The 19,318-nt window shown below is 68.4% G+C and carries 15 protein-coding genes and 1 tRNA gene; 3 read left to right on the forward strand and 13 right to left on the reverse strand.

Annotated features, from left to right (window positions below; all coding sequences use genetic code 11):
* Positions 1-20: 20 nt before the first annotated feature.
* The 13 genes from thiE to lysS all read right to left on the reverse strand — a co-directional run bounded on the left by thiE (position 21) and on the right by lysS (position 15,845).
* The gene (gene thiE / locus V6B97_RS01760; RefSeq protein ID WP_333504775.1) at positions 21-668 is read right to left on the reverse strand and encodes a thiamine phosphate synthase; all 648 of its coding nucleotides are present in this window, start codon (positions 666-668) and stop codon (positions 21-23) included.
* Positions 665-1,468 (reverse strand): hydroxyethylthiazole kinase, encoded by an 804-nt coding sequence (gene thiM, locus V6B97_RS01765; protein ID WP_333504776.1) that lies wholly within the window; start codon positions 1,466-1,468, stop codon positions 665-667. The genes thiE and thiM overlap by 4 nt, the downstream gene beginning before the upstream one ends.
* 54 nt (positions 1,469-1,522) lie before the next feature.
* Positions 1,523-2,695 (reverse strand): aminotransferase-like domain-containing protein, encoded by a 1,173-nt coding sequence (locus V6B97_RS01770; RefSeq protein ID WP_333504777.1) that lies wholly within the window; start codon positions 2,693-2,695, stop codon positions 1,523-1,525.
* Positions 2,696-2,831: 136 nt separating this feature from the next.
* Positions 2,832-3,677: an LpxI family protein gene (locus V6B97_RS01775; RefSeq protein WP_333504778.1), complete on the reverse strand. Its 846-nt coding sequence runs from the start codon at positions 3,675-3,677 to the stop codon at positions 2,832-2,834.
* 140 nt (positions 3,678-3,817) lie between these two features.
* On the reverse strand, positions 3,818-4,618 hold the full coding sequence (gene lpxA, locus V6B97_RS01780) for an acyl-ACP--UDP-N-acetylglucosamine O-acyltransferase (protein WP_333504779.1): 801 nt from the start codon (positions 4,616-4,618) through the stop codon (positions 3,818-3,820).
* Positions 4,618-5,082: a 3-hydroxyacyl-ACP dehydratase FabZ gene (fabZ, locus tag V6B97_RS01785; protein ID WP_333504780.1), complete on the reverse strand. Its 465-nt coding sequence runs from the start codon at positions 5,080-5,082 to the stop codon at positions 4,618-4,620. The genes lpxA and fabZ overlap by 1 nt, the downstream gene beginning before the upstream one ends.
* Position 5,083: 1 nt before the next feature.
* Positions 5,084-6,115, reverse strand: a complete 1,032-nt coding sequence (gene lpxD / locus V6B97_RS01790; protein WP_333504781.1) for a UDP-3-O-(3-hydroxymyristoyl)glucosamine N-acyltransferase — start codon at positions 6,113-6,115, stop codon at positions 5,084-5,086.
* 10 nt (positions 6,116-6,125) lie between these two features.
* Positions 6,126-6,653 (reverse strand): OmpH family outer membrane protein, encoded by a 528-nt coding sequence (locus V6B97_RS01795; protein WP_333504782.1) that lies wholly within the window; start codon positions 6,651-6,653, stop codon positions 6,126-6,128.
* 242 nt (positions 6,654-6,895) lie between these two features.
* Entirely contained in the window at positions 6,896-9,304 is a 2,409-nt protein-coding gene (locus V6B97_RS01800) for an N-acetylmuramoyl-L-alanine amidase (protein WP_333504783.1), read from the reverse strand.
* 246 nt (positions 9,305-9,550) lie between these two features.
* Complete coding sequence (gene bamA, locus V6B97_RS01805; protein WP_333504784.1) at positions 9,551-12,241, reverse strand: outer membrane protein assembly factor BamA; 2,691 nt, start codon at positions 12,239-12,241, stop codon at positions 9,551-9,553.
* Positions 12,225-12,899: an ABC transporter ATP-binding protein gene (locus V6B97_RS01810; RefSeq protein ID WP_333504962.1), complete on the reverse strand. Its 675-nt coding sequence runs from the start codon at positions 12,897-12,899 to the stop codon at positions 12,225-12,227. The genes bamA and V6B97_RS01810 overlap by 17 nt, the downstream gene beginning before the upstream one ends.
* 152 nt (positions 12,900-13,051) lie before the next feature.
* A complete protein-coding gene (locus V6B97_RS01815; protein ID WP_333504785.1) occupies positions 13,052-14,329 on the reverse strand; it encodes a lipoprotein-releasing ABC transporter permease subunit in 1,278 nt (425 codons plus the stop codon).
* Between the two features lie 10 nt (positions 14,330-14,339).
* Complete coding sequence (lysS, locus tag V6B97_RS01820; protein WP_333504963.1) at positions 14,340-15,845, reverse strand: lysine--tRNA ligase; 1,506 nt, start codon at positions 15,843-15,845, stop codon at positions 14,340-14,342.
* Positions 15,846-15,934: 89 nt separating this feature from the next.
* Between lysS and V6B97_RS01825 the strand changes: the two genes are divergently transcribed.
* The 3 genes from V6B97_RS01825 to V6B97_RS01835 all read left to right on the forward strand — a co-directional run bounded on the left by V6B97_RS01825 (position 15,935) and on the right by V6B97_RS01835 (position 19,294).
* A complete protein-coding gene (locus V6B97_RS01825; RefSeq protein WP_333504786.1) occupies positions 15,935-16,150 on the forward strand; it encodes a hypothetical protein in 216 nt (71 codons plus the stop codon).
* Positions 16,120-16,195 (forward strand) — tRNA-Asn (locus V6B97_RS01830). Before V6B97_RS01825 ends, V6B97_RS01830 begins: the two co-directional genes overlap by 31 nt.
* A 195-nt stretch (positions 16,196-16,390) precedes the next feature.
* Entirely contained in the window at positions 16,391-19,294 is a 2,904-nt protein-coding gene (locus V6B97_RS01835) for a cation-translocating P-type ATPase (RefSeq protein WP_333504787.1), read from the forward strand.
* Positions 19,295-19,318 lie beyond the last annotated feature (24 nt).

Consider the following 19,318-nt stretch of genomic DNA (forward strand, 5'->3'; position numbering starts at 1 on the left):
TGCTATCCCTACCATCCCCACTATCGCCTGACCGCCCGCACCGCGCCGCGCAGTTCCGCCGCCGCCCGCCGGGGATCGTCGGCCGCGCACACGGCCGAGACCACGGCCAGCCCGTCGGCCCCGGCCGCCAGCACCGAGGCCGCGTTGGCCGCGCCGATGCCGCCGATGGCCACCAGCGTGCGCCCCGTGGCCGCGCGCAGCCGGGCAAGGCCGTCCAGCCCCCACGGCAACGCGGTGTCCGCCTTGGTGGGGGTGGCGAACACCGGGCTTACTCCCAGGTAATCCACGTCCAGCGTTTCCGCCTCGCGCGCCTGGTCCATGGTTTCCACGGACAGGCCGATGAGGGCCACGGGACCCAGCAAGGCCCGCGCGTCGGCGGGGTGCATGTCGCCCTGCCCCACGTGCACTCCGTCCGCGCCGCAGGCCAGGGCCACGTCCACCCGGTCATTGATCAGCAGGGGCACGCCGCGCGGGGCCAGCAGCGCCTTCAGCGCCCGGGCCAGTTCCACGAATTCGCGCGTGTCCACGTACTTTTCGCGCAACTGCACCACCGTGACGCCGCCCGCCACGGCCGCCATGACCACGTCCGGCAGGGGGCGGCCCCGGCACAGCGCGCGGTCGGTGACCAGATACACCCCGTAGTCCGCGTCGCGGCGGGGCCTGCTCACGGCCGGGCCACCCGCACGCGGGACCGGACGTCCTGCTCCGACAGGGTGTACAGCGCGTCGATGAAGTGCATGGCGAAGCTGCCCGGCCCGGCGGCGCGCTCCGCCGCCATGCCCCCGGCGGCGGACATGGCGGCCATGCCGCTCACCGCGCCTTCCAGCGGGCTGGCGGCCACGGCGGCGTGGGCGGCCACCAGCACAGTGGCCACACAGCCCATGCCGGTGACGCGGGGCATCAACTCGTGCCCGCCGGTGACCAGCACCACCTCGTCGCCATCGGTGACCAGGTCCACCGGGCCGCTGACCACGGTGACGCAACGGTGGCGGCGCGACAGGGCCCGCGCGGAATCGGCGGCGGCGTGCGCGTCGCGGGTGGAGTCCACCCCGCGCGTGGCCCCCGCCGCACCGGCCAGGGCCATGATTTCCGAGCCGTTGCCGCGCACGATGGCCGGGCGCACCCGCTCCATGAGCTGCGCGGCGGTGGTGGTGCGCAGGGTGGACGCGCCCGCGCCCACCGGGTCGAGCACCACGGGAATGCCCCGCTCGTGCGCGGCGGCCCCGGCCAGGAACATGCTGTCGATCCACGGCGCGCTCAGGGTGCCGATGTTCAGCACCAGCGCGGAGACGATGCTCACCAGTTCCTCCATCTCCTCGCGGGCGTGGGCCATGATGGGCGAGGCCCCGGCGGCCAGCAGCGCGTTGGCGGTGACGTTCATGACCACGAAATTGGTGATGCTGTGCACCAGCGGCGCCTGGCGCCGCACGGCGTCCACGTTGCGCCAGATCTGCTCGGTATGGGGCATGGCGACCCTCCTTGTGTGCAGCCCGCACGCGGCGGGGACGTTCCTCCGGACCGCCTACGCCGCGCCGCCCAGATACTCGTGCAGGCACTGCCCGAGGCGCGCGATGCCCTCGTCGATCAGTTCCGGGCTGGAGTTGGAGAAGTTCAGGCGGAAGGTGTCGTCGGTGTCGTCCACGTAGAACGGCCGCCCCGGCACAAAGGCCACCTTGCGCCCGATGGCCTTGTGGAACAGCGCTTCGGCCGAAAGGCCAGCAGGCAGCGTGCACCACAGGAACATGCCGCCCTCCGGCTCGGTGCAGGCAACCTCTTCGGGGAAGTGCCTGCGGATGGCCTGCACCATGGCGTCGCGCTGCGCGCCGTAGCGGGCGCGAATGGACGCGATGTGCGCATCCACGTCGTTGTCCGCAAGGTAGCGGTGCAGGATGCGCTGGGTGAAGCCGGGGGTGTGCAGGTCGCTGGCCTGCTTGGCGGTGATCATGGGGTTCAGCACGTCCTGCGGGGCGCACACCCAGCCCAGGCGCAAGCCCGGCGACACCACCTTGGAGAACGAGCCCAGCAGTACCGAGGGCGCGTGCATGTACGCGCGCACCGGCGGCAGGTGCCGCCCCATGAAGCGCAGTTCGCCGTAGGGATTATCCTCCACCAGCAGGCAACCCGTTTCAGCCATGATCTCGGCCACCTCGCGGCGGGTCTGCTCGTCGTAGGTGATGCCGGAGGGGTTCTGGAAGCTGGGCACGGCGTAGAACACCTGCGCACCCTTGGCCGCCTGGCGCAGCGCGTCCGTGTCCACCCCGCGCGGGGTCAGGGGCACGGTGACGAAGTCCGGCCCGAACACGGCGAAACACTGGATGGCCCCGAGGTAGCCGGGCCGTTCCATGACCACCCTGCCGCCCCGGTCGATGCACGCCTTGGCCACCAGGTCCAGGGCCTGTTGCGAGCCGGTGGTGATCAGGATGTCGTCCGCCGACACGGTGATGCCCTGCCGCTTGTAGCGGTCGGCGATCCACTGCCGCAGGGGCGGGAACCCCTCGGTGGTGGTGTATTGCAGGGCTTCCGGCCCGGCCTCTTCCAGCACGCTGGCGGCGGCGCGGGCCACCGCGTCCACCGGGAACGACGCCGGGTGCGGCAGCCCCCCGGCAAAGGAGATGATGTCCGGTTGCGCCGTCACCTTCAGGATTTCACGGATGTAGGAACGGGGCACACCTTCCATGCGTTGGGCAAGACGCATCGCTGCTTCCTCCGCCGCCCCCTCGGGCGGCATGTATCTGTGCGGGCAACCGGCCCGCGTGGGGTCTGCGTGTGGTGAACGGGCGCATTGCCTCCTATCCTGCCGAAATGCCGGACGGAGGTGCCGGGCGGCCCCGCTAGTTGGTCACCTCGGGGTCCTCCCCGGCCATGAACCCTTCCGGCATGGAAATGATGGCGATGTCGTGCTTGTCGGCCAGGGCGATGCTTTCCTCGCGGTCGAAGAACAGGGTCTTGCCCGCTTCCAGCGCCAGGCAGGTGTAGCCGTAGTCGGCCAGCACCCGGATGGTGCCCGCGCCAAGGGCCGGAAGATCGATGCGGTCGTCCTGTCCGGGCTTGACCACCTTCACCGCCACGCAGCCCTCGCCGCCCAGTTCGCCGCCACGGCGCAGGGTGGCGTCTGTGCCTTCCATGCCCTCCACGGCCACCGTCATGCCGCGCTTGACCACGATGCACTGGCCGATGTCCAGCCGCCCCAGCACGTGGGCGATGGGCCAGCCGTAGCGGATGTCGGCCCATTCCTCGTCGCTGGGCGGGCGCTTGGTCAGCACCCCCTCGGGCGCGCGCAGGCCGGGCACCAGCGAGGCGGGCTGCACCACGGCAAGGCCCTCCGCTTCCAGTTCGTCGATGACCGCGCGCAGGATGGCGTCGTCGCCCTTGGCCCGCAGGCGGAACAGCACCTTGGCCGCCCGCAGGTCGGGCCGCAGGTCCAGCGCGCGCGGCTTGCTGATGGCCCCGGCCAGGCACAGGCGGTGCACGCCGTGGTCGCGGAAGAAGTCGATGAGCTTGCCGAGCTGCCCCAGGTGCAGCATGGCGAAGGCGTCCGCCTCGTGTTCCAGCGTCTCGTCGGTGTGGCCGTGAAAGCCGCACATGACCACGGAGAGCCCCTCGGCGCGCGCGCCGCGCGCCACCAGCGCCGGAAACTGTCCCTTGCCTGCGATGATGCCGATGGATTCGTTGCTCATGCTGCTCCCGTGCGGGTGTGTGCCGTCTGATATCCGAGTGTGTCGCGGGCGCGCCGTCCGCCCGGCCGGAACGGCGAAGGGGGAAAGGGGCCACGGCCCGCTTTCCCCCTTCGACGGAATGGCGGCGCATTCCGTACGGGCTATACGGGCGTTCCCTGCGATGCGGGCAGAATGCCGCGCTCGCTGGCGCGAATGAATTCTACGAATAGAAGAACTTCGGGGTAGTTGCCAAGCTCGTATTCCAGCTGTTCCAGGGCTTCCTTGCGGGGCACCTCGGAATTCCAGACCAGCCGGTAGGCGTTCTTCAGCGCGGCGATAAGCTCGCGCGTGGCCTGCATGCGGCGCAGGCCCACCAGGTTGGGGCTGTGCACCCCGGCGCGGTGGCCCACGGCCAGCATGAACGGTGGCAGGTCCTGGGCGATGCCGCTCATGCCGCCCACGAAGGCGTGGTCGCCGATGCGCACGAACTGGTGCACGGCGGAAAGGCCGCTGAGGATCACGTGGTCGCCCACGTGCACGTGCCCGGCCAGGGTCGCGCCGTTGGACATGACGATGCCGCTGCCCAGGACGCAGTCGTGCGCCACGTGGGTGTAGGCCATCAGCAGGTTGTTGCTGCCGATGCGGGTCACCCCGCCGCCGCCCTCGGTGCCCCGGTGCAGGGTGGCGAATTCGCGCACGGTGTTGCCGTCGCCCATCTCCAGGGTGGAGACTTCGCCATGAAACTTCAGATCCTGCGGCTCGCCGCCCACGCAGGCATAGGAGTGGATGTGGTTGCGCTCGCCCATGCGGGTATGGCGCTTGACCGAGGCGAAGGCGTCGATGCGCGACCCGGCCCCGACGACCACGTCCTCCTCGATGACGGCGCAGGGGCCGACCGTCACGTCGTCGCCAAGCCGCGCGCTTTCGTGCACGAACGCGGAAGGATGCACCTGCGCGGGCACTACATGTCCTCCCTGTTGGTCACGGCGGCGGTCATCACCGCCTCGGCGGCCAGCTTGCCGTCCACGTAGGCGAAGCCTTCCATCTTCCACAGCTTCAGCTTGTGGCGCAGCAGGCGGCAGTGCAGTTCCAGCCTGTCGCCGGGATACACCGGCTTGCGGAAACGCACCGACTCGATGCCGGTGAACAGGAACAGCTTGTCCTCCACGGGGGTGTCGGTGCTCTTGACCACCAGGATGCCCCCGGCCTGGGCCAGGGCCTCCATGATCAGCACGCCCGGCATCACGGGCACGCCGGGAAAGTGCCCCTCGAAGAACGGCTCGTTCATGGTCACGTTCTTGTAGGCCTTGATGTACTCGCCGGGTACGTATTCCGTCACCCTGTCCACCAGCAGGAAGGGGTAGCGATGGGGCAACAGGCCCAGGATCTGGCGGATGTCGAGGATGTTCCGTGCGGGGTCGCTCATGTCATTCCTTGGCGGCGAGCTTTTTCAGTTCTTCAAGCTCCTTTTCGAGCTTGCCGATGCGCTTGTACATGTCGGGGAGCTTGGGCATCACGGTCAGGGTGCGCATGTAGGTGGCCTTGTCCACGGCGGGGGCGCCGCCCATGGTTTCGCCGTCGGGGATGCTCTTGGCCACGCCCGACTTGGGACCCAGGGTCACCCCGTTGCCGATGGAAAGGTGCCCGGCCACGCCCACCTGCCCGGCCATGGTCACGTCGTCTCCCACCTTGGTGGAGCCGGAAATGCCCACCTGCGAGACGATGAGGCAGTTGCGCCCCATCTCCACATTATGGCCGATCTGCACCAGATTGTCGATCTTGGTCCCGTCGCCCACGGTGGTCACGCCCAGCACCGAACGGTCGATGGCGGTGTTGGCCCCCACCTCCACGTCGTTGCCCAGGCGCACGGAGCCCACCTGCGGAATCTTCTGGATGCCGAAGTCGGTGCGGGCAAAGCCGAAGCCGTCGGCGCCCAGCACCACGCCCGCGTGCAGGATGCAGCCGTTGCCGATCTCGGTCCCGGCCATCAGCACCGCGTTGGGGTACAGCAGGCAGCCCGTGCCCACGCGGCAGTCCTCGCCCACGTAGCAGCCGGGAAAAAGAACGGTCCCCGCGCCGATGCGCGCACGGGGACCGATGAATGCAAAGGGATAGACGGTGCAGCCGTCGCCCAGTTCCGCCTCGGGGTGCACGAACGCCATGTCGCTCACGCCCGAAAGGCTGCCCTGCGGTTTGGCGAACAGGGCCAGGGTGCGGCCGAAATCGAAGTACGGGTTGGCGCTGACCAGGGCGCACGGCACCGCGTCCGCATGCTCGACCGACACGATGACCGCGCCGGCGCGGGTGGTCGCCAGCAGGTGGGTGTACTTGGGGTTCGCCAGAAAGCTCACCTCGGCGGGGCCTGCCGCCTCGAGGGTGTTCACGCCCTCGATCGCGCGGTCCTCGCCGCGCAGTTCGAGTCCCAGCAGCCCCGCCAACTCGGAAAGCAGTCTGGCCATCGGCCCCCCGCTACTTCTTGCCCGCGCGGTACACGCGGTTCACTTCGTCCAGCAGTTCCTTGGTCACGTCGATGGTCTTGTCGGCATGCACCACGCCGGCGGCGGCGCCGTCGAGGATCAGGGTGTAGCCCTTCTTCTCGCCGTATTCCTTGGCGGCCTTCAGGATGAGGGCGGCCATCTCCTGGCGCACGCGCACTTCGGCCCCTTCCACCTTGCGGGCGAAGGCGCGGGTCTTGTCCTCGAGGTCGCGCTTCAGGCGGATGAACTCCACCTTCTTGTCCTCCTTGGCTTCGGCGGACAGCGCGGCGGACTGGACCTTCATGTCCTCGGCCTTCTTCTTCAGGTCGTTGGCCTGCTTTTCCAGCTGGTCCTTCTCGGCGCCGAAGGTGGCCTTCATCTTCTTCTGGGCTTCCTGCGCGGCTTCGCTCTGGGAGGCGATGGCCTGCATGTTGACGATGGCGATCTTCATGTCGGCGGCGGCGGCAACGGTGGTCCAGGCAAGGACGAAGGCCGCGGCCAGGATGAGAACTCTACGCATGCGAAGCGACTCCTTTGAAAACACCTTGGATGATTGGCAGCCGGAAGCCCCGGCGTGTACTTGCGATGATGCGCGGCCCGGCGCTGCCGCCGGTTCGCGGGGGTCCCTGAAAGCCGCCGGACGCCGCCCGACGCCGGTTCCGCGCCGTTCCCCCGGCGCATGCCGCATGCCGCGCCGGGGGGCGCGATATGCAGGGGTTCGCGGTCAGTTATCCCCTTGTCGATGGGGCGTCAAGCGGTGCGTCATCTCTGCGAAAAACGGGCAAGTTTGCGCTTGTACGAGGCCACCCCCTCGGCGATGCCGTCGGCCAGGGTGGACAGGTACTTGTCCGAGTTCAGGCGGCGCGCCTCGTCCGGGTTGGTGCAGTAGCCAAGCTCCACCAGCACCGAGGGCATGCGCGCCCCCATCAGCACGTAGAACGGGGCCGAGCGCACGCCGTTGTCGTGGGCGGGAAAGCCGCTGCGCCGCAGCCGCCCCAGGGCGGAATCCTGCACGAAGTTGGCCACGTCGCGCGACTCCTGGGTCTTGGCGTTGAGCATGAGGTCGGTGAGGATGAATTGCAGGTCGCTGAGGCTTTTCTCGCTGACGGCGTTTTCGCGCGCGGCCACGCGGGTGGCGCTGTCCGACCGGGCGAGGTCCAGGTAGTAGGTCTCGAAGCCGCAGATGCGCGGGTCGGTGTTGGCGTTGACGTGCAGCGACAGGAACAGGTCGGCCTTCCTGTCGTTGGCCAGGGCCGTGCGCTTGTCCAGCGGCACGAACACGTCCTTGTCGCGGGTGTAGATGACCGCAAAGCCCATGCGGCGCAAGCGCTCGCCCACCATCCGGGCCATCTTCAGGGTCAGGTTGCGCTCGACGATGCCGTTGCCCATGGCGCCGGGGTCCTTGCCGCCGTGGCCCGCGTCGATCATCACGGTGTGCACGGTGAGGCCCAGTTGCTCCACCAGGTCCTTGGGCGGCGTGGACGGGGCGGCCCTGTCCGCCTCGCGCACCGGCACGGACACCCGCGAATCGTCGGGGCGCTGGCCGTCCGGCAGGGCCGCGTCGGTGGCGCCCACCTCGATGACCACCCGGTACGGGTTGCGCACCGCCTGCACCTTGTAGCGCTTGAGGGCCTTGAAATCGAGGATGACCCGGGTATGGCCGGACGAGGGCTGGTCGGAGCGCACCCGCGTCAGCAGCGCGCCGGACACCTTGGCGCCGGGCTTCACCGCATCGTCGGGCAGGGCGTCGGCAAAGTCGATGTACAGGCGCGGCGGACGGCCTGCGCCGTTGTCCGGCGCGGCGTACTGGCTGCGCCATTCCGTCTCGCGCGAAAGCTCGATGGTGATGGTGGCCCGGTCGTTGTCCGCCCGCCACGACACCTGGCGCAGCACGGCGGGCTTGACGGGCCGCGCCGGGGCGGCGGGCGACTGTGTGGGCTGGGGGGCCGACTGGGGAGCGGAAGCCGCCGGGGACGCGGCCTTGCCCGGCTGGGCGGACGCGGTGATGCGCGCGGCGGTCAGGTCCGCCAGCAGGGCGCGGGCCTCTCCGGCCATGTCGCCCTTGGGGTAGCGGTGCAACTGCGTTTCCAGCATCTGGTGCGCGCCTTCGGCGTCGTCCAGGCGAGTGGCCTTGAGCCGCGCGGCGCGCAGCATGCAGTCGTCGGCCAGCGAATCGTCGGGGTAGGCGGCCACCACCTCGTTGTAGCGGGTCACCGCCGCGACAAAATCGTCCTTGCGCCAGGAGCGCGAGGCCAGTTCTTCCTGCGCCACGGCCACGCCGTACGCGGCATTGGGGGCCAGATCACCCTCGGGGGCGGCATCGCGCGCGCCCTCGTACAGCGACATGACCCGCAGCCACGGCTCGCGCAGGGCGGCGCGTTTGGCGTCGCCGCGCAGCCCGTCCAGTTCCTTGCGGGCCTCGGCGTAGAGCTTCGCGGCCTTGGCCGGGTCGCTGCGCGCGCCCTTGCGCGGACTGGCCGGAGCCTTGGCCGGGGATTTGGCGGCAGGCACGGCGTCGGTGGTGGACGCCACGGCCACCCCGCCTTCGGCGGCGCGTGCGGCAGGGCCCGGCCTGCTGGCGGCAGGCGCGTCGCCGTCCTGCTCCAGGCGGCCGGAGCGCCCCACCGCCACCGGGGCCTTGGGCGCATCGCCGCCGGGCACGCCGGACAGGGCGGCCAGCAGGTCGCGGGCGGGTTCGGCCATGTCGCCGCTGGGGTAGCGGGTCAGGATGGTGTCCAGCAGCTTGCGGGCGTCGGCGGCATCGCCAAGGCGGTTGCCCCGGATGTCCGCGGCGTGCAGCAGCGCGTCGTCGGCCAGCACGTGCCACGCGTATCTGGCGGCCACCCGCTCGAAGCGGCGGGCGGCGTCCTCGAAGTCGGCCTTGCGGAAGGAGCGGCTCGCCAGTTCTTCCATGGCCAGCGCGGCGTGGAACATGGCGGCGGGCACGTTGGGCCAGTTCGGATGCTCGCGGACCACGCCGTCGAAACGGGCAACCACCCGTTCCCACGGTTCGCGCAGGGCCGCGCGCCGGGCGTCCTTCTTCAGCGCCTCCAGTTCCTTCTTGGCGGCGGTGTAGGTGGACGCGGCGTCGGCGGCATCCGCCGGTGCGGGAAGGCCAAGGCAGCACATGAGGATGAGGGAAAACAGAAGGAGAGCGAAAAACCTGTGCATGTCCATTCCTGGGTTCCGCCGGGCGGCCACGGCGCGATGCGGCCGTCAGCGCCCCGGACGGGGCTGCGGCGGCGGCAAACCCTACCGCAACCCGCGCCACGTTGGCAACCCGTGCCCGCTCCGGGGGACCCGGCCGACCCGACCGCCCCGATCCGGTGGCCCCTGCGGCCGGGGCAATGTGAAAGGGGCGCGGCCAACGCCGCGCCCCCCTGCTGCATCGTGTCGTTTGCCGTCCGGTGTCCGGGGCTAGAAAAACTGACCCATGGAGAACTCGAAGCGGCCGTTGGTCTTGTCGCCTTCGCGGTTTTCGTCCAGCGGGTAGCCGTAGGCGAAGCGCAGGTCGCCCATGGGCGAACGCCACCGGAATTCCAGGCCCACCGACTTCTTGATCTCGTCGTCCCAGTTGAATTCCTCGCGCGAGTCCGCGTTGAAGCCCACGTCGAAGAACGGCACCAGGGCAAGGCCCAGCTCGGGCTGGAACACCCAGATGTATTCCAGGTTGGCGAAGGCCATGCGGTCGCCGCCGATGCGGTCGCCGGAATCCTTGTCGCGCGGGGAGATGTCCTTGGAGCTGTAGCCGCGGATGGAGTCGATGCCGCCGATGAAGAAGCGTTCGAACACCGGCACTTCCTCGCCGTCCTTGGTTTCCAGCACCACGCCGCCGCGCACGCGGCCGTGCAGCACGTGGTTGGGCACGATCTGGTAGTACTGTTCGGTCTGCGCCGTGGGCTTGAAGAAGTTGTCGTCGCCCATCAGCACGCCGCCGCCGTATTCGGTGAAGATCTTGGTGATGTTGCCCCGGGTCGGGTTTTCGCGGCTGTCCGTGGTGTCGCGGGTGATGCGGCCGTGCACGACGCTGGACACGTTGTCGCCTTCGCGCTCCTGGATGATGTCGGCCGCGTCGTCCTCGACGTCGTACAGCTTGTAGAAGTCGAGCCGGTAGCCCCAGCCCACGGTGGTGTATTCGCCGATGGGATAGGCGAAGCGGATGGTGTTGCCGATGGTGTTCTTGCTGAAGTCCGTATACTCGTCGCGGATGTTGTACGCGTCGTAGCCCACCGACAGGTTGGTGTCGTCGTAGCGCGGGTTGGTGAAGGACCACTGGTACGCGGTGCGGCGGCCGGAGAACAGGGCCATGAACGAGGTCTGGTACCCCTTGCCGAACAGGTTGCGCTCCATGATGGTGCCGGACACGCCGAACTCGTAGTAGGTGGAGTAGCCGATGCCGCCGATGAGCGCGCCGGTGTTCTTCTCCTTCACCTTGACCTTCAGGTCCACTTCCTCTTCGCGCTCGGTGGGCACCAGTTCGGTGGACACGGCTTCGAAGTATTGCAGCTTGTTCAGGCGTTCGGCGCTGCGGCGCAGCTTCTTGCCCTCGAACATGTCGCCGTCGGTGATGCGCAGTTCGCGCAGGATGACGTTGTCGCGGGTCTTGTCGTTGCCTTCCACCAGCGCGCGGCGGATGTACACCTTCTGCCGCTTGTTGACGGTGTAGGCCACGTCCACCACCGGTTCCTCGTCGTGCTTCCTGGTGCGGGCGTTCACTTCCGCGAAGGCGTAGCCGTAGTCGGCGTAGAAGTCGGTAAGGGCCTTGTTGTCGTCCTGCATCACGTTGAAGCGGAAGAACCCGTCTTCCTTCTTCACGTCGTCCAGCTTGACGATCTCGGCCAGGCGGGCGTCCGGCTCGATGAGGTCGCCCGCGAAGGTCACCTCGCCCAGCTTGTAGCGCGGGCCTTCCTTGATGGCGAAGGTGACGACGATGCCGTCCTCCTCGTAGTCCACCCTGGGCGCGGCCACCATGGCGTCGAGGTAGCCGTGGTTCATGCAGTAGGCGGTGAGGGCGGCGGAATCGCGCTCCAGGTGTTCGTCCTTGAGCACGCCGGACCCGGTGATCCACGAGAACATGCCGCGCTCGGAAAGCGCCAGTTGCTTCTTCAGTTCGTCGGCGTCCATCTTCTCGACGCCTTCGAAGGCCACCTTCTTGATGTACAGCTTCTTGCCCTCTTCCACCTTCAGCACCAGGCTGGCGCCCGCCCCGCCCGCACGCGAATCGATGCGGTGCGAGACCTTGGCCAGGTAGTAGCCTTCCTTGCGGTAGAGTTCGGTGACCTTCTGCAGGTCCTGGGCGAGCAGCTTTTCATTGAGGACCGAACCGGTCTTGGTGCTCATGGCGGCCAGGATGTCGTCCACGTCCACCTTGTCCGAGCCCTCGACGGTGATGTTTTCGATGCGCGGCTTTTCCGCCACCGTGTACACGAGGACAAGGCCTTCGCCGTCCTGCTCCACGTTGGCCTGCACGTCGCTGAAATAGCCGAGGTCCCAGATGCGCTTCACTTCGCGGTTGATGGCGGCCGGGTCCACCGGGTCGCCCTTGCGGGTGGTCAGGCGCATCAGCACCACGTCGGGGTCCAGCACCTTGGTGCCGCGCACCTTGACGTCGGCCAGGGTGTTGCGGCGCAGCAGGTCGGAGGCGATGCGCTCGGCCAGTTCGTCCACGGCGGGCAATACGTTGATGAGCCCTTCCTTCTGGATGAAGAAGGGCCGCGCGGCGCGGATGCCCATGGCGTCCACCACGCGCACGTCGATGCTGAAGCCTTCGCCCACCTGGTTGAAGCTGCCGTACACGCCGACGCCCGCGCCCGCCAGCACGGACAGGTCGCGCGCGATGGACACGTCCAGGGTGGTCACGCGCTGGTCGCGCACCAGGGCCTGGGTGTCCTGCCGGGCGATGACGGTAAGCCCGCGCGCCACCAGGCGCTGCGAGATGAGTTCCGGCAGGTCTTCATTGAGATATTCGAGGTCCGGACCGGCATTCACCTGAAAGGGCAGGACAATGACGGTGGTGTCCCTCGGCGTCTGGGCCGGAGAGGTTGCCGCGTGTGCGAGCACAAGCAGGGCCACCGCAAGGATGCGCCCCCATCTAGCGAGTCTGGTCATACAGCTCTCCGGCTCTGAGTTCTAGGCATCTGCCCATGATGTCGGCCAATTCGCGGTTGTGGGTCACGATGACGAGGGTCATGCCCAGGTCCCGGTTCAGGTCAAGCAGCAGGCGCGCCACCACCTCGCCGGTGCGCGCGTCGAGATTGCCCGTGGGCTCGTCGGCCAGCAGCACCTTGGGGCGCATCAGGATAGCGCGCGCGATGGCCGCGCGCTGGCGCTCGCCGCCCGACAGCGTGGTCACCCGGTGCCCGGTCCTGTCGGCCATGCCGACCAGGGCCAGGGTGTCGCGCGCCCGGGCAAGGGCCTCGGCGCGCGGCATGCCCGCGATGATGGCCTGCATGGCCACGTTTTCCAATGTATCGAATTCCGGAAGCAGGTGGTGGAACTGGAAGACGAAGCCGATCTCGCGGTTGCGCAGCCCCGCCTTCTCGTCCGGCGACATGGTTCCCATGTCCCGCCCCTCGAACAGCACCTGTCCCTGTGAGGGAGTATCAAGGGTACCCAGCAGATGCAAGAGGGTGGACTTGCCCGAGCCGGACGCTCCGACAATGGCCACCGACTCGCCCCGGTGGATGGCAAGGTCCACTCCACGCAGGATGGTCAGTTGCTCGGCCGGGCCGTCGTACTCCTTGTCCACGCCCACCAGGCGGTACAGCGGCGCGTCGTCCCCGAACGGGGACGGAGACAGGGACAAGGGCGCGTCCGGTGACAGGGGAACGTCCGATGCCGGGGGGGTGCCCGGGGACAGGGGAGCGCCCGGGGACGGGGGGGCCTGGCCGGGGGCGGTCATGTGCGGGGATGCGGTGCTCATTCGTAGCGCAGCGCTTCGGCGGGTTCCAGGCTGGCGGCCTGGCGTGCCGGGTAGATGGTGGCGACGAAGCACAGCAGCATGGAGCTTGCGCCGATGGCCAGCATGTCGGGCCATTGCAGCAGCACCGGCAGGTGGTCCAGCGAATAGACGCCGTGCGGCAGCTTGATGAACTGGTAGCGCTTGAGCAACTCCGCCACCCCCAGCCCCAGCGCGTAGCCGAGGCCGGTGCCGATGGCCCCGATGATGGTGCCCTGAAGCATGAAGATGCGCCGGATCATGCCCTTGGTGGCCCCCATGGACATGAGTATGGCGATGTCGCGCGTCTTTTCCATGACCAGCATGACCAGGGTGGTGATGATGGAGAACGAGCCTACCAGCACGATGAGCACCAGGATCACGGCCATGGCCGTCTTCTCCAGCTTCAGCGCGGCGAACAGGTTGGCGTTCATCTCCATCCAGTGGCGGGTGTACAGCGGGTAACCGCCCACGGCGCGGGTGACCCGTTCGGCCACCTCGTCCGCCTTGTACACGTCGGCAACGGCCAGTTCCACGCCGGAAATGGCGCCCTCGGGCAGGCCCAGCACGTCGCGCGCGGCATCCAGCGAGACGAACCCCAACGAGGAGTCGTACTCGAACATGCCGGTGGAGAACACGCCCACCACCACGAAGGGACGGATGCGCGGGGCGAACCCGGCCGAGGTCTTCTGCCCCGCCGGGGACAGCAGGTTCACCCGGCTGCCCACCACCACGCCCAGGCGCTGGGCCAGTTCGTCGCCGATGATCACGCCGGGCGGGCCAGAAGCCGCGCCAGCGGCCCCTGCGGAAGACGCGCCTTCGGGCGTGGCGCGCGGGGCAAGGTCGGCCACGTCGCCCTTGGTCATGTTGGACAGGATGCCCAGCACCGAAGGCGCGGTCCGTGGGTCTATGCCGCGCAGCACCAGCCCCTTCACCCCGTGCGGGGTGGACAGCATGACCTCGGAATAGATGAACGGCGTCGCGCCGCGCACCCCGTCCACCTGCCGTATCCTGTCGATGAGATGCGGCGCGTCGGACAGGCCGGTGCGGTCGGCGGACATGACGATGCCGTGGGCGTTGGCGCCCAGGATCTTGTCGCGCAGGTCGGTGGTGAAGCCGTTCATGACGCCCAGCACCACGATCAGCGACGCCACCCCCAGCGCCACCCCCAGGATGGAGGTGACGGAGATGACGGAAATGAAGGTCTGCCTGCGCCGTGCGAACAGGTAGCGCAAGGCCACGAACAGTTCGAAGCTCATGCGGCGGGGCCTAGCTTTCCGGCTTCAGCAGCGGGAACAGGATGACCTCGCGGATGGAGGGCGAGTCGGTCAGCAGCATGACCAGGCGGTCGATGCCCACCCCCTGCCCGGCGGCCGGCGGCATGCCGTACTCCAGGGCGCGCAGGTAGTCCTCGTCCATGAAGTGCGCCTCGGCGTCGCCCGCCTCCTTCTCGGCCACCTGGTCCATGAAGCGCATGCGCTGGTCCACGGGGTCGTTCAGTTCGGAGAAGGCGTTGGCCAGTTCGCGCCCGGTGATGAACAGCTCGAAGCGGTCCGTCACCTCGGGCCGCTCGTTGTTGCGGCGCGACAGCGGCGAGATGTCGGTGGGATAGTGATAGATGAAGGTGGGCTGGATCAGCTTGCCTTCCACGTCCAGGTCGAACAGCTTGGCCTGCAATTTGGCCATCTTCTCGCCGTCCACCACCTTTTCGCCCCGGTCGCGGATGTATTTGCGCACCGCTTCGTAATCGTTGTAGAATTCCGGCCTGTGCCCGCCGATCTTCTCCAGCGATTCATGGAACGACAGGCGCTGCCAGCGGCCGGGGGTCAGGTCCACTTCCTGTCCCTGGTAGGTGACGACGCACGACCCGCAGGCCTTCTCCGCCACGTGGGCGAAAAGGTGTTCGGTGAGGTCCATGAGGTCCTCGAAGGTGGCGTACGCCCAGTAGAATTCGCACATGGTGAATTCCGGGTTGTGCCGGGTCGAGATGCCTTCGTTGCGGAAGTTGCGGTTGATCTCGAACACCTTCTCGAACCCGCCCACCAGCAGGCGCTTCAGGTACAGCTCGGGCGCGATGCGCATGTACAGCTGCATGTCCAGCGCGTTGTGGTGGGTGATGAACGGCATGGCCGTTGCGCCGCCGGGAATGGGCTGCATCATGGGGGTTTCCACCTCCATGAAGCCCTTTTCCTCCAGGAAACGGCGGAATTCGCGCACGATCAGGGTGCGCTTGCGGAAAATCTCGCGCGTGCGCGGCGTGACGATGAGGTCCACGTAGCGCTGGCGGTAGCGGGTCTCCACGTCCTTCAGGCCGTGGTACTTTTCGGGCAGGGGCCGGATGGACTTGGTGAGCAGCACGCACTGGTCGCACGACAGGGTCAGTTCGCCCGTCTTGGTGCGGAACAGCGTGCCGGAAACGCCCACGATGTCGCCGATGTCCAGCTTCTTGAAGTTGCGGTAAGGGTCTTCGCCCAGCACTTCGCGCGCGGTGTAGCACTGGAGGCGGCCGCTCTTGTCCATCAGGTGAAAGAAGGTCACCTTGCCGAACGAACGCAGAGAGACGATGCGCCCCGCGCAGGTGAAGCGGGCATCGACGTTTTCCAGTTCCTCGGCGGTCAGCCCTTCGTACTCGGCCGAGATGGCCGCCACGTCGTGGCGTTTCACGAAACCGTTGGGGTACAGGGCAACGCCGTCGTCCAGCAGTTCACAGGATTTGACCACCCGGTTCTTGACGACTTCGTTCAGTTCGTCGCGGGCTTCCAGACTTTCGAGCATGGGCATGAAGTATTCCGCCCGCCCGGACTTGGTGGCAAGCTTGATCTTCTTGCGCTTCGACTGTTCCTGACTGCTCAAGGACGTTCTCCGTGGACCTGTTGATTCTGCCGGTTGCCGGACTGCTACGGGTATGCCAATTGAGTGCGGCAGTCAAGAAACGCCCAAGCCGCCCGTTCGTCAACAGTTTTTTCGCGCTGCGCGATTTTTTGCTTGACCGTCCGGCCCGTTGCGGGTACTTCACCCTCCGCGCCGGCAAACGCCCGGCGCGCCACGTTCCCCGGTGGCTCAATTGGCAGAGCGGGTGACTGTTAATCACTAGGTTGGCGGTTCAAGTCCGTCCCGGGGAGCCAGAACGCAAGGGCGCATGACCACGGTCATGCGCCCTTTTCGCGTCGCCGCCCCCGCGCGGCTTCCCCACGTTCCTGCCCCCCTATAGACATCCTTCCTTCCTTTTTCTATTCCATATACAGGAGCGGATTCCCCCGCGCGTCGGGAACGGACAGTTCCCGACGCGCCATCGTCCCACCCTTGCACGGGAGCGCATCATGACCCAGCCCACATGGCACGCCATGACCACGGACGACGTCGCGCGCACGCTCGACACGGACCCGGCGCGCGGCCTTTCCGCCGCCCAGGCCGAGGAACGCCTGACCCGCCACGGACCCAACGAACTGACCCACGAGGAACGGCCCTCGCCCCTGCGCATGTTCCTGGGCCAGTTCGCCAACGTGCTGATCGTCATCCTGCTGGCGGCGGTGGTTCTTTCCGCCGCCGTGGGCGAGGTGGTGGACGCGGCCATCATCCTGGTCATCGTGCTGTTCTGCGCGGTGCTGGGCTTCGTGCAGGAATACCGGGCGGAACAGGCCCTGGACGCGCTGAAGAAGATGCTCTCGCCCACCACCAGCGTGCTGCGCGACGGCGCGGAGGCGCGCATCCCCTCGGCGCAGGTGGTGCCCGGCGACGTGGTGCTGCTGGAGGCGGGCGACCGCGTGCCCGCCGACGCGCGGATCATCGAGGCCCATTCCCTGCGCTGCGACGAGGCCCCCCTGACCGGCGAATCGGTGCCCGTGGGCAAGGGCACGGACCCCGTGCCCGAAGGCGCGGGCACGGCCGACCGGCGCAACATGACCTTCACCGGCACCACCGTCACCTACGGACGGGGGCGCGCCGTGGTCACGGCCACGGGCATGGAAACGGCCTTCGGGCAGATCGCCCGCGAGGTGGCCACCGTGGAAACAGTGAAGACCCCGCTGGAAAAGCGCACCGAAGAGATCGGCAAGTGGCTGGGCATCATCGCCCTGACCATCTGCGTGCTGGTGGCCGGGTTCAGCATCGCGCGCCAGGCCGTGCACGGCACCGTGGACTTCCCCTTCATCGTGTCCATGATCATGTTCGCCGTGTCGCTGGCCGTGGCCGCCGTGCCGGAGGCCCTGGCCGCCATCGTCACCGGGGCGCTGGCCATCGGCATGCGCCAGATGGCCAAGCGCGGGGCGCTGGTGCGGCGCATGCCCGCCGTGGAGACGCTGGGCTGCACCACCGTGATCTGCACCGACAAGACCGGCACCCTGACGCGCGGCGAAATGACCGTGCGCGCCCTGTTCACCGTCCCGCCCCCGGCCGGGCCGGTCGCGCCGGTCGGATCGGGCGCGGTGGGGACAACCGGCGCCGAAACCGAGGTCACCGGCTCGGGCTACGAGCCCAAGGGCCGCCTGCGCCCCACGGGACGGAACGGGGATGCGGCCGCCGGCCCGCCCCCGCGCGAGGTTCAGGCCCTGCTGCTGGCGGGCATCCTGTGCAACGACGCCGAACTGCTGCCCCCCGGAGATTCCGGCCAGTGGGCCATCCGGGGCGACCCCACCGAGGCCGCGCTGGTGGTGGCCGCGCTGAAGCTGCGTTCCCCCGGTTCCGAAGACGCCGCGGCGGACTGCCCGGCGTGGCTGGCCGCCGTGCCGGAACTGCCCGACGCGGGCTGCGCCCTGCACGTGCGCGGCCCCAACCCGCGCGTGGAGGAATTTCCGTTCAGTTCCGAGCGCAAGCGCATGACCACGGTGCACGACCTCTCGCCCCACGCCGCTGCCGTGGCGGGCGCGCAGTACGCCGCGTTCATGAAGGGCGCGCCCGAGGTGGTGCTGGCCCGCTGCGACCGGGTGCTCTCCGGCGGCGAGGTGCGCCCCCTGACCGAGGCGGACCGCGCCGCCGTGCTGGCGGCGGCCGAAGGCATGGCGGGCCGGGCCCTGCGCGTGCTGGCCCTGTCCATGCTGCCGCTGGAGGGTGAAGCGCAGGCGGCCCCGCTTGCCTCGCTTACGGAGGACACCGCCGAAAGCGGCCACGTGCTGCTGGGCCTTGCGGGCATGATGGACCCGCCCCGCGACGAGGCCAAGGACGCCGTGGCCACCTGCCGCAGGGTGGGCATCCGCCCGGTGATGATCACCGGCGACCACCGCCTGACGGCCGAGGCCGTGGCCCACGAGATCGGCATCCACCGGGAGGGCGACGTGGTGTTGACCGGCGACGGGCTGGCGGCGCTGGACGACGCCACCTTCGCGGACATGGTGGACAAGGTCAGCGTGTATGCTCGCGTCTCGCCCATGGACAAGCTGCGCATCGTCAAGGCGTGGAAGGCGCGCGGCGACGTGGTGGCCATGACCGGCGACGGGGTGAACGACGCCCCGGCCCTGAAGCAGGCCGACATCGGGGTGGCCATGGGCATCGCGGGCACCGAGGTGGCGCGCGAGGCGGCCGACATGGTGCTGACCGACGACAACTTCGCATCCATCGTCAAGGCCATCGAACTGGGCCGCTGGATCTACGACAACATCAAGAAGTACCTGACCTTCCTGCTGCGCTGCAACATCACCGAGGTGGCCGTCATCGGCGGCATGGTGCTGCTGCTGGGGCCGGACTACCTGCCCCTGCTGCCCGCCGCCATCCTGTACATCAACCTGGCCACCGACGGCCTGCCCGCGCTGGCCCTGGGCGTGGCCCCGCCGGACCCGGACATCATGGACCGCCCCCCGCGCGACCCGCGCGAAAGCGTGTTCACCCGCGACGTGACCACATTCGTGCTGCTGGCCGTGTGCATCGAGATACCGCTGTTCTTCGGCCTGTTCCTGTACGACCTGTCGGACATCGGCACCGCGCGCACCGAGATGTTCTTCCTGTTCATCGTCATTGAAATGATCATCGCGCTGAACTTCCGGTCCATGCGCTTCAGCATCGTGCAGGCCCCGCCGCACGGCTGGTTGCTGCTGGCCATCGTGTGGGAGGTGGTGCTCATCGTGCTGCTGATGCAGTTCGAGCCGGTGCGCGAGGCCTTCGGCATTCACATGCCCGACGGGCGCACCCTGGGCATCATCGCCGGGTTCGGCGTGCTGGTGTTCGCCTCCATGGAGGCGGCCAAGGTGTTCATCCGCAAGCGCATGGGCACGGGAACCGGGCTGCCGGGCTGACAGACAGGGCAGATCGGGCAGGCC

Origin of the sequence: Nitratidesulfovibrio sp. 1201_IL3209 (genome assembly GCF_036763125.1) — a bacterium.
Lineage (GTDB): Bacteria > Desulfobacterota > Desulfovibrionia > Desulfovibrionales > Desulfovibrionaceae > Cupidesulfovibrio.

What these genes read in the sequence shown, in the direction of transcription:
- thiM (WP_333504776.1), bottom strand. Translation starts at nt 1,468, where the DNA reads ATGCCCCATACCGAGCAGATCTGGCGCAACGTGGACGCCGTGCGGCGC.
- V6B97_RS01770 (WP_333504777.1), bottom strand. Translation starts at nt 2,695, where the DNA reads ATGCGTCTTGCCCAACGCATGGAAGGTGTGCCCCGTTCCTACATCCGT.
- V6B97_RS01775 (WP_333504778.1), bottom strand. Translation starts at nt 3,677, where the DNA reads ATGAGCAACGAATCCATCGGCATCATCGCAGGCAAGGGACAGTTTCCG.
- fabZ (WP_333504780.1), bottom strand. Translation starts at nt 5,082, where the DNA reads ATGAGCGACCCCGCACGGAACATCCTCGACATCCGCCAGATCCTGGGC.
- lpxD (WP_333504781.1), bottom strand. Translation starts at nt 6,115, where the DNA reads ATGGCCAGACTGCTTTCCGAGTTGGCGGGGCTGCTGGGACTCGAACTG.
- V6B97_RS01795 (WP_333504782.1), bottom strand. Translation starts at nt 6,653, where the DNA reads ATGCGTAGAGTTCTCATCCTGGCCGCGGCCTTCGTCCTTGCCTGGACC.
- V6B97_RS01800 (WP_333504783.1), bottom strand. Translation starts at nt 9,304, where the DNA reads ATGCACAGGTTTTTCGCTCTCCTTCTGTTTTCCCTCATCCTCATGTGC.
- bamA (WP_333504784.1), bottom strand. Translation starts at nt 12,241, where the DNA reads ATGACCAGACTCGCTAGATGGGGGCGCATCCTTGCGGTGGCCCTGCTT.
- V6B97_RS01815 (WP_333504785.1), bottom strand. Translation starts at nt 14,329, where the DNA reads ATGAGCTTCGAACTGTTCGTGGCCTTGCGCTACCTGTTCGCACGGCGC.
- lysS (WP_333504963.1), bottom strand. Translation starts at nt 15,845, where the DNA reads ATGCTCGAAAGTCTGGAAGCCCGCGACGAACTGAACGAAGTCGTCAAG.
- V6B97_RS01835 (WP_333504787.1), top strand. Translation starts at nt 16,391, where the DNA reads ATGACCCAGCCCACATGGCACGCCATGACCACGGACGACGTCGCGCGC.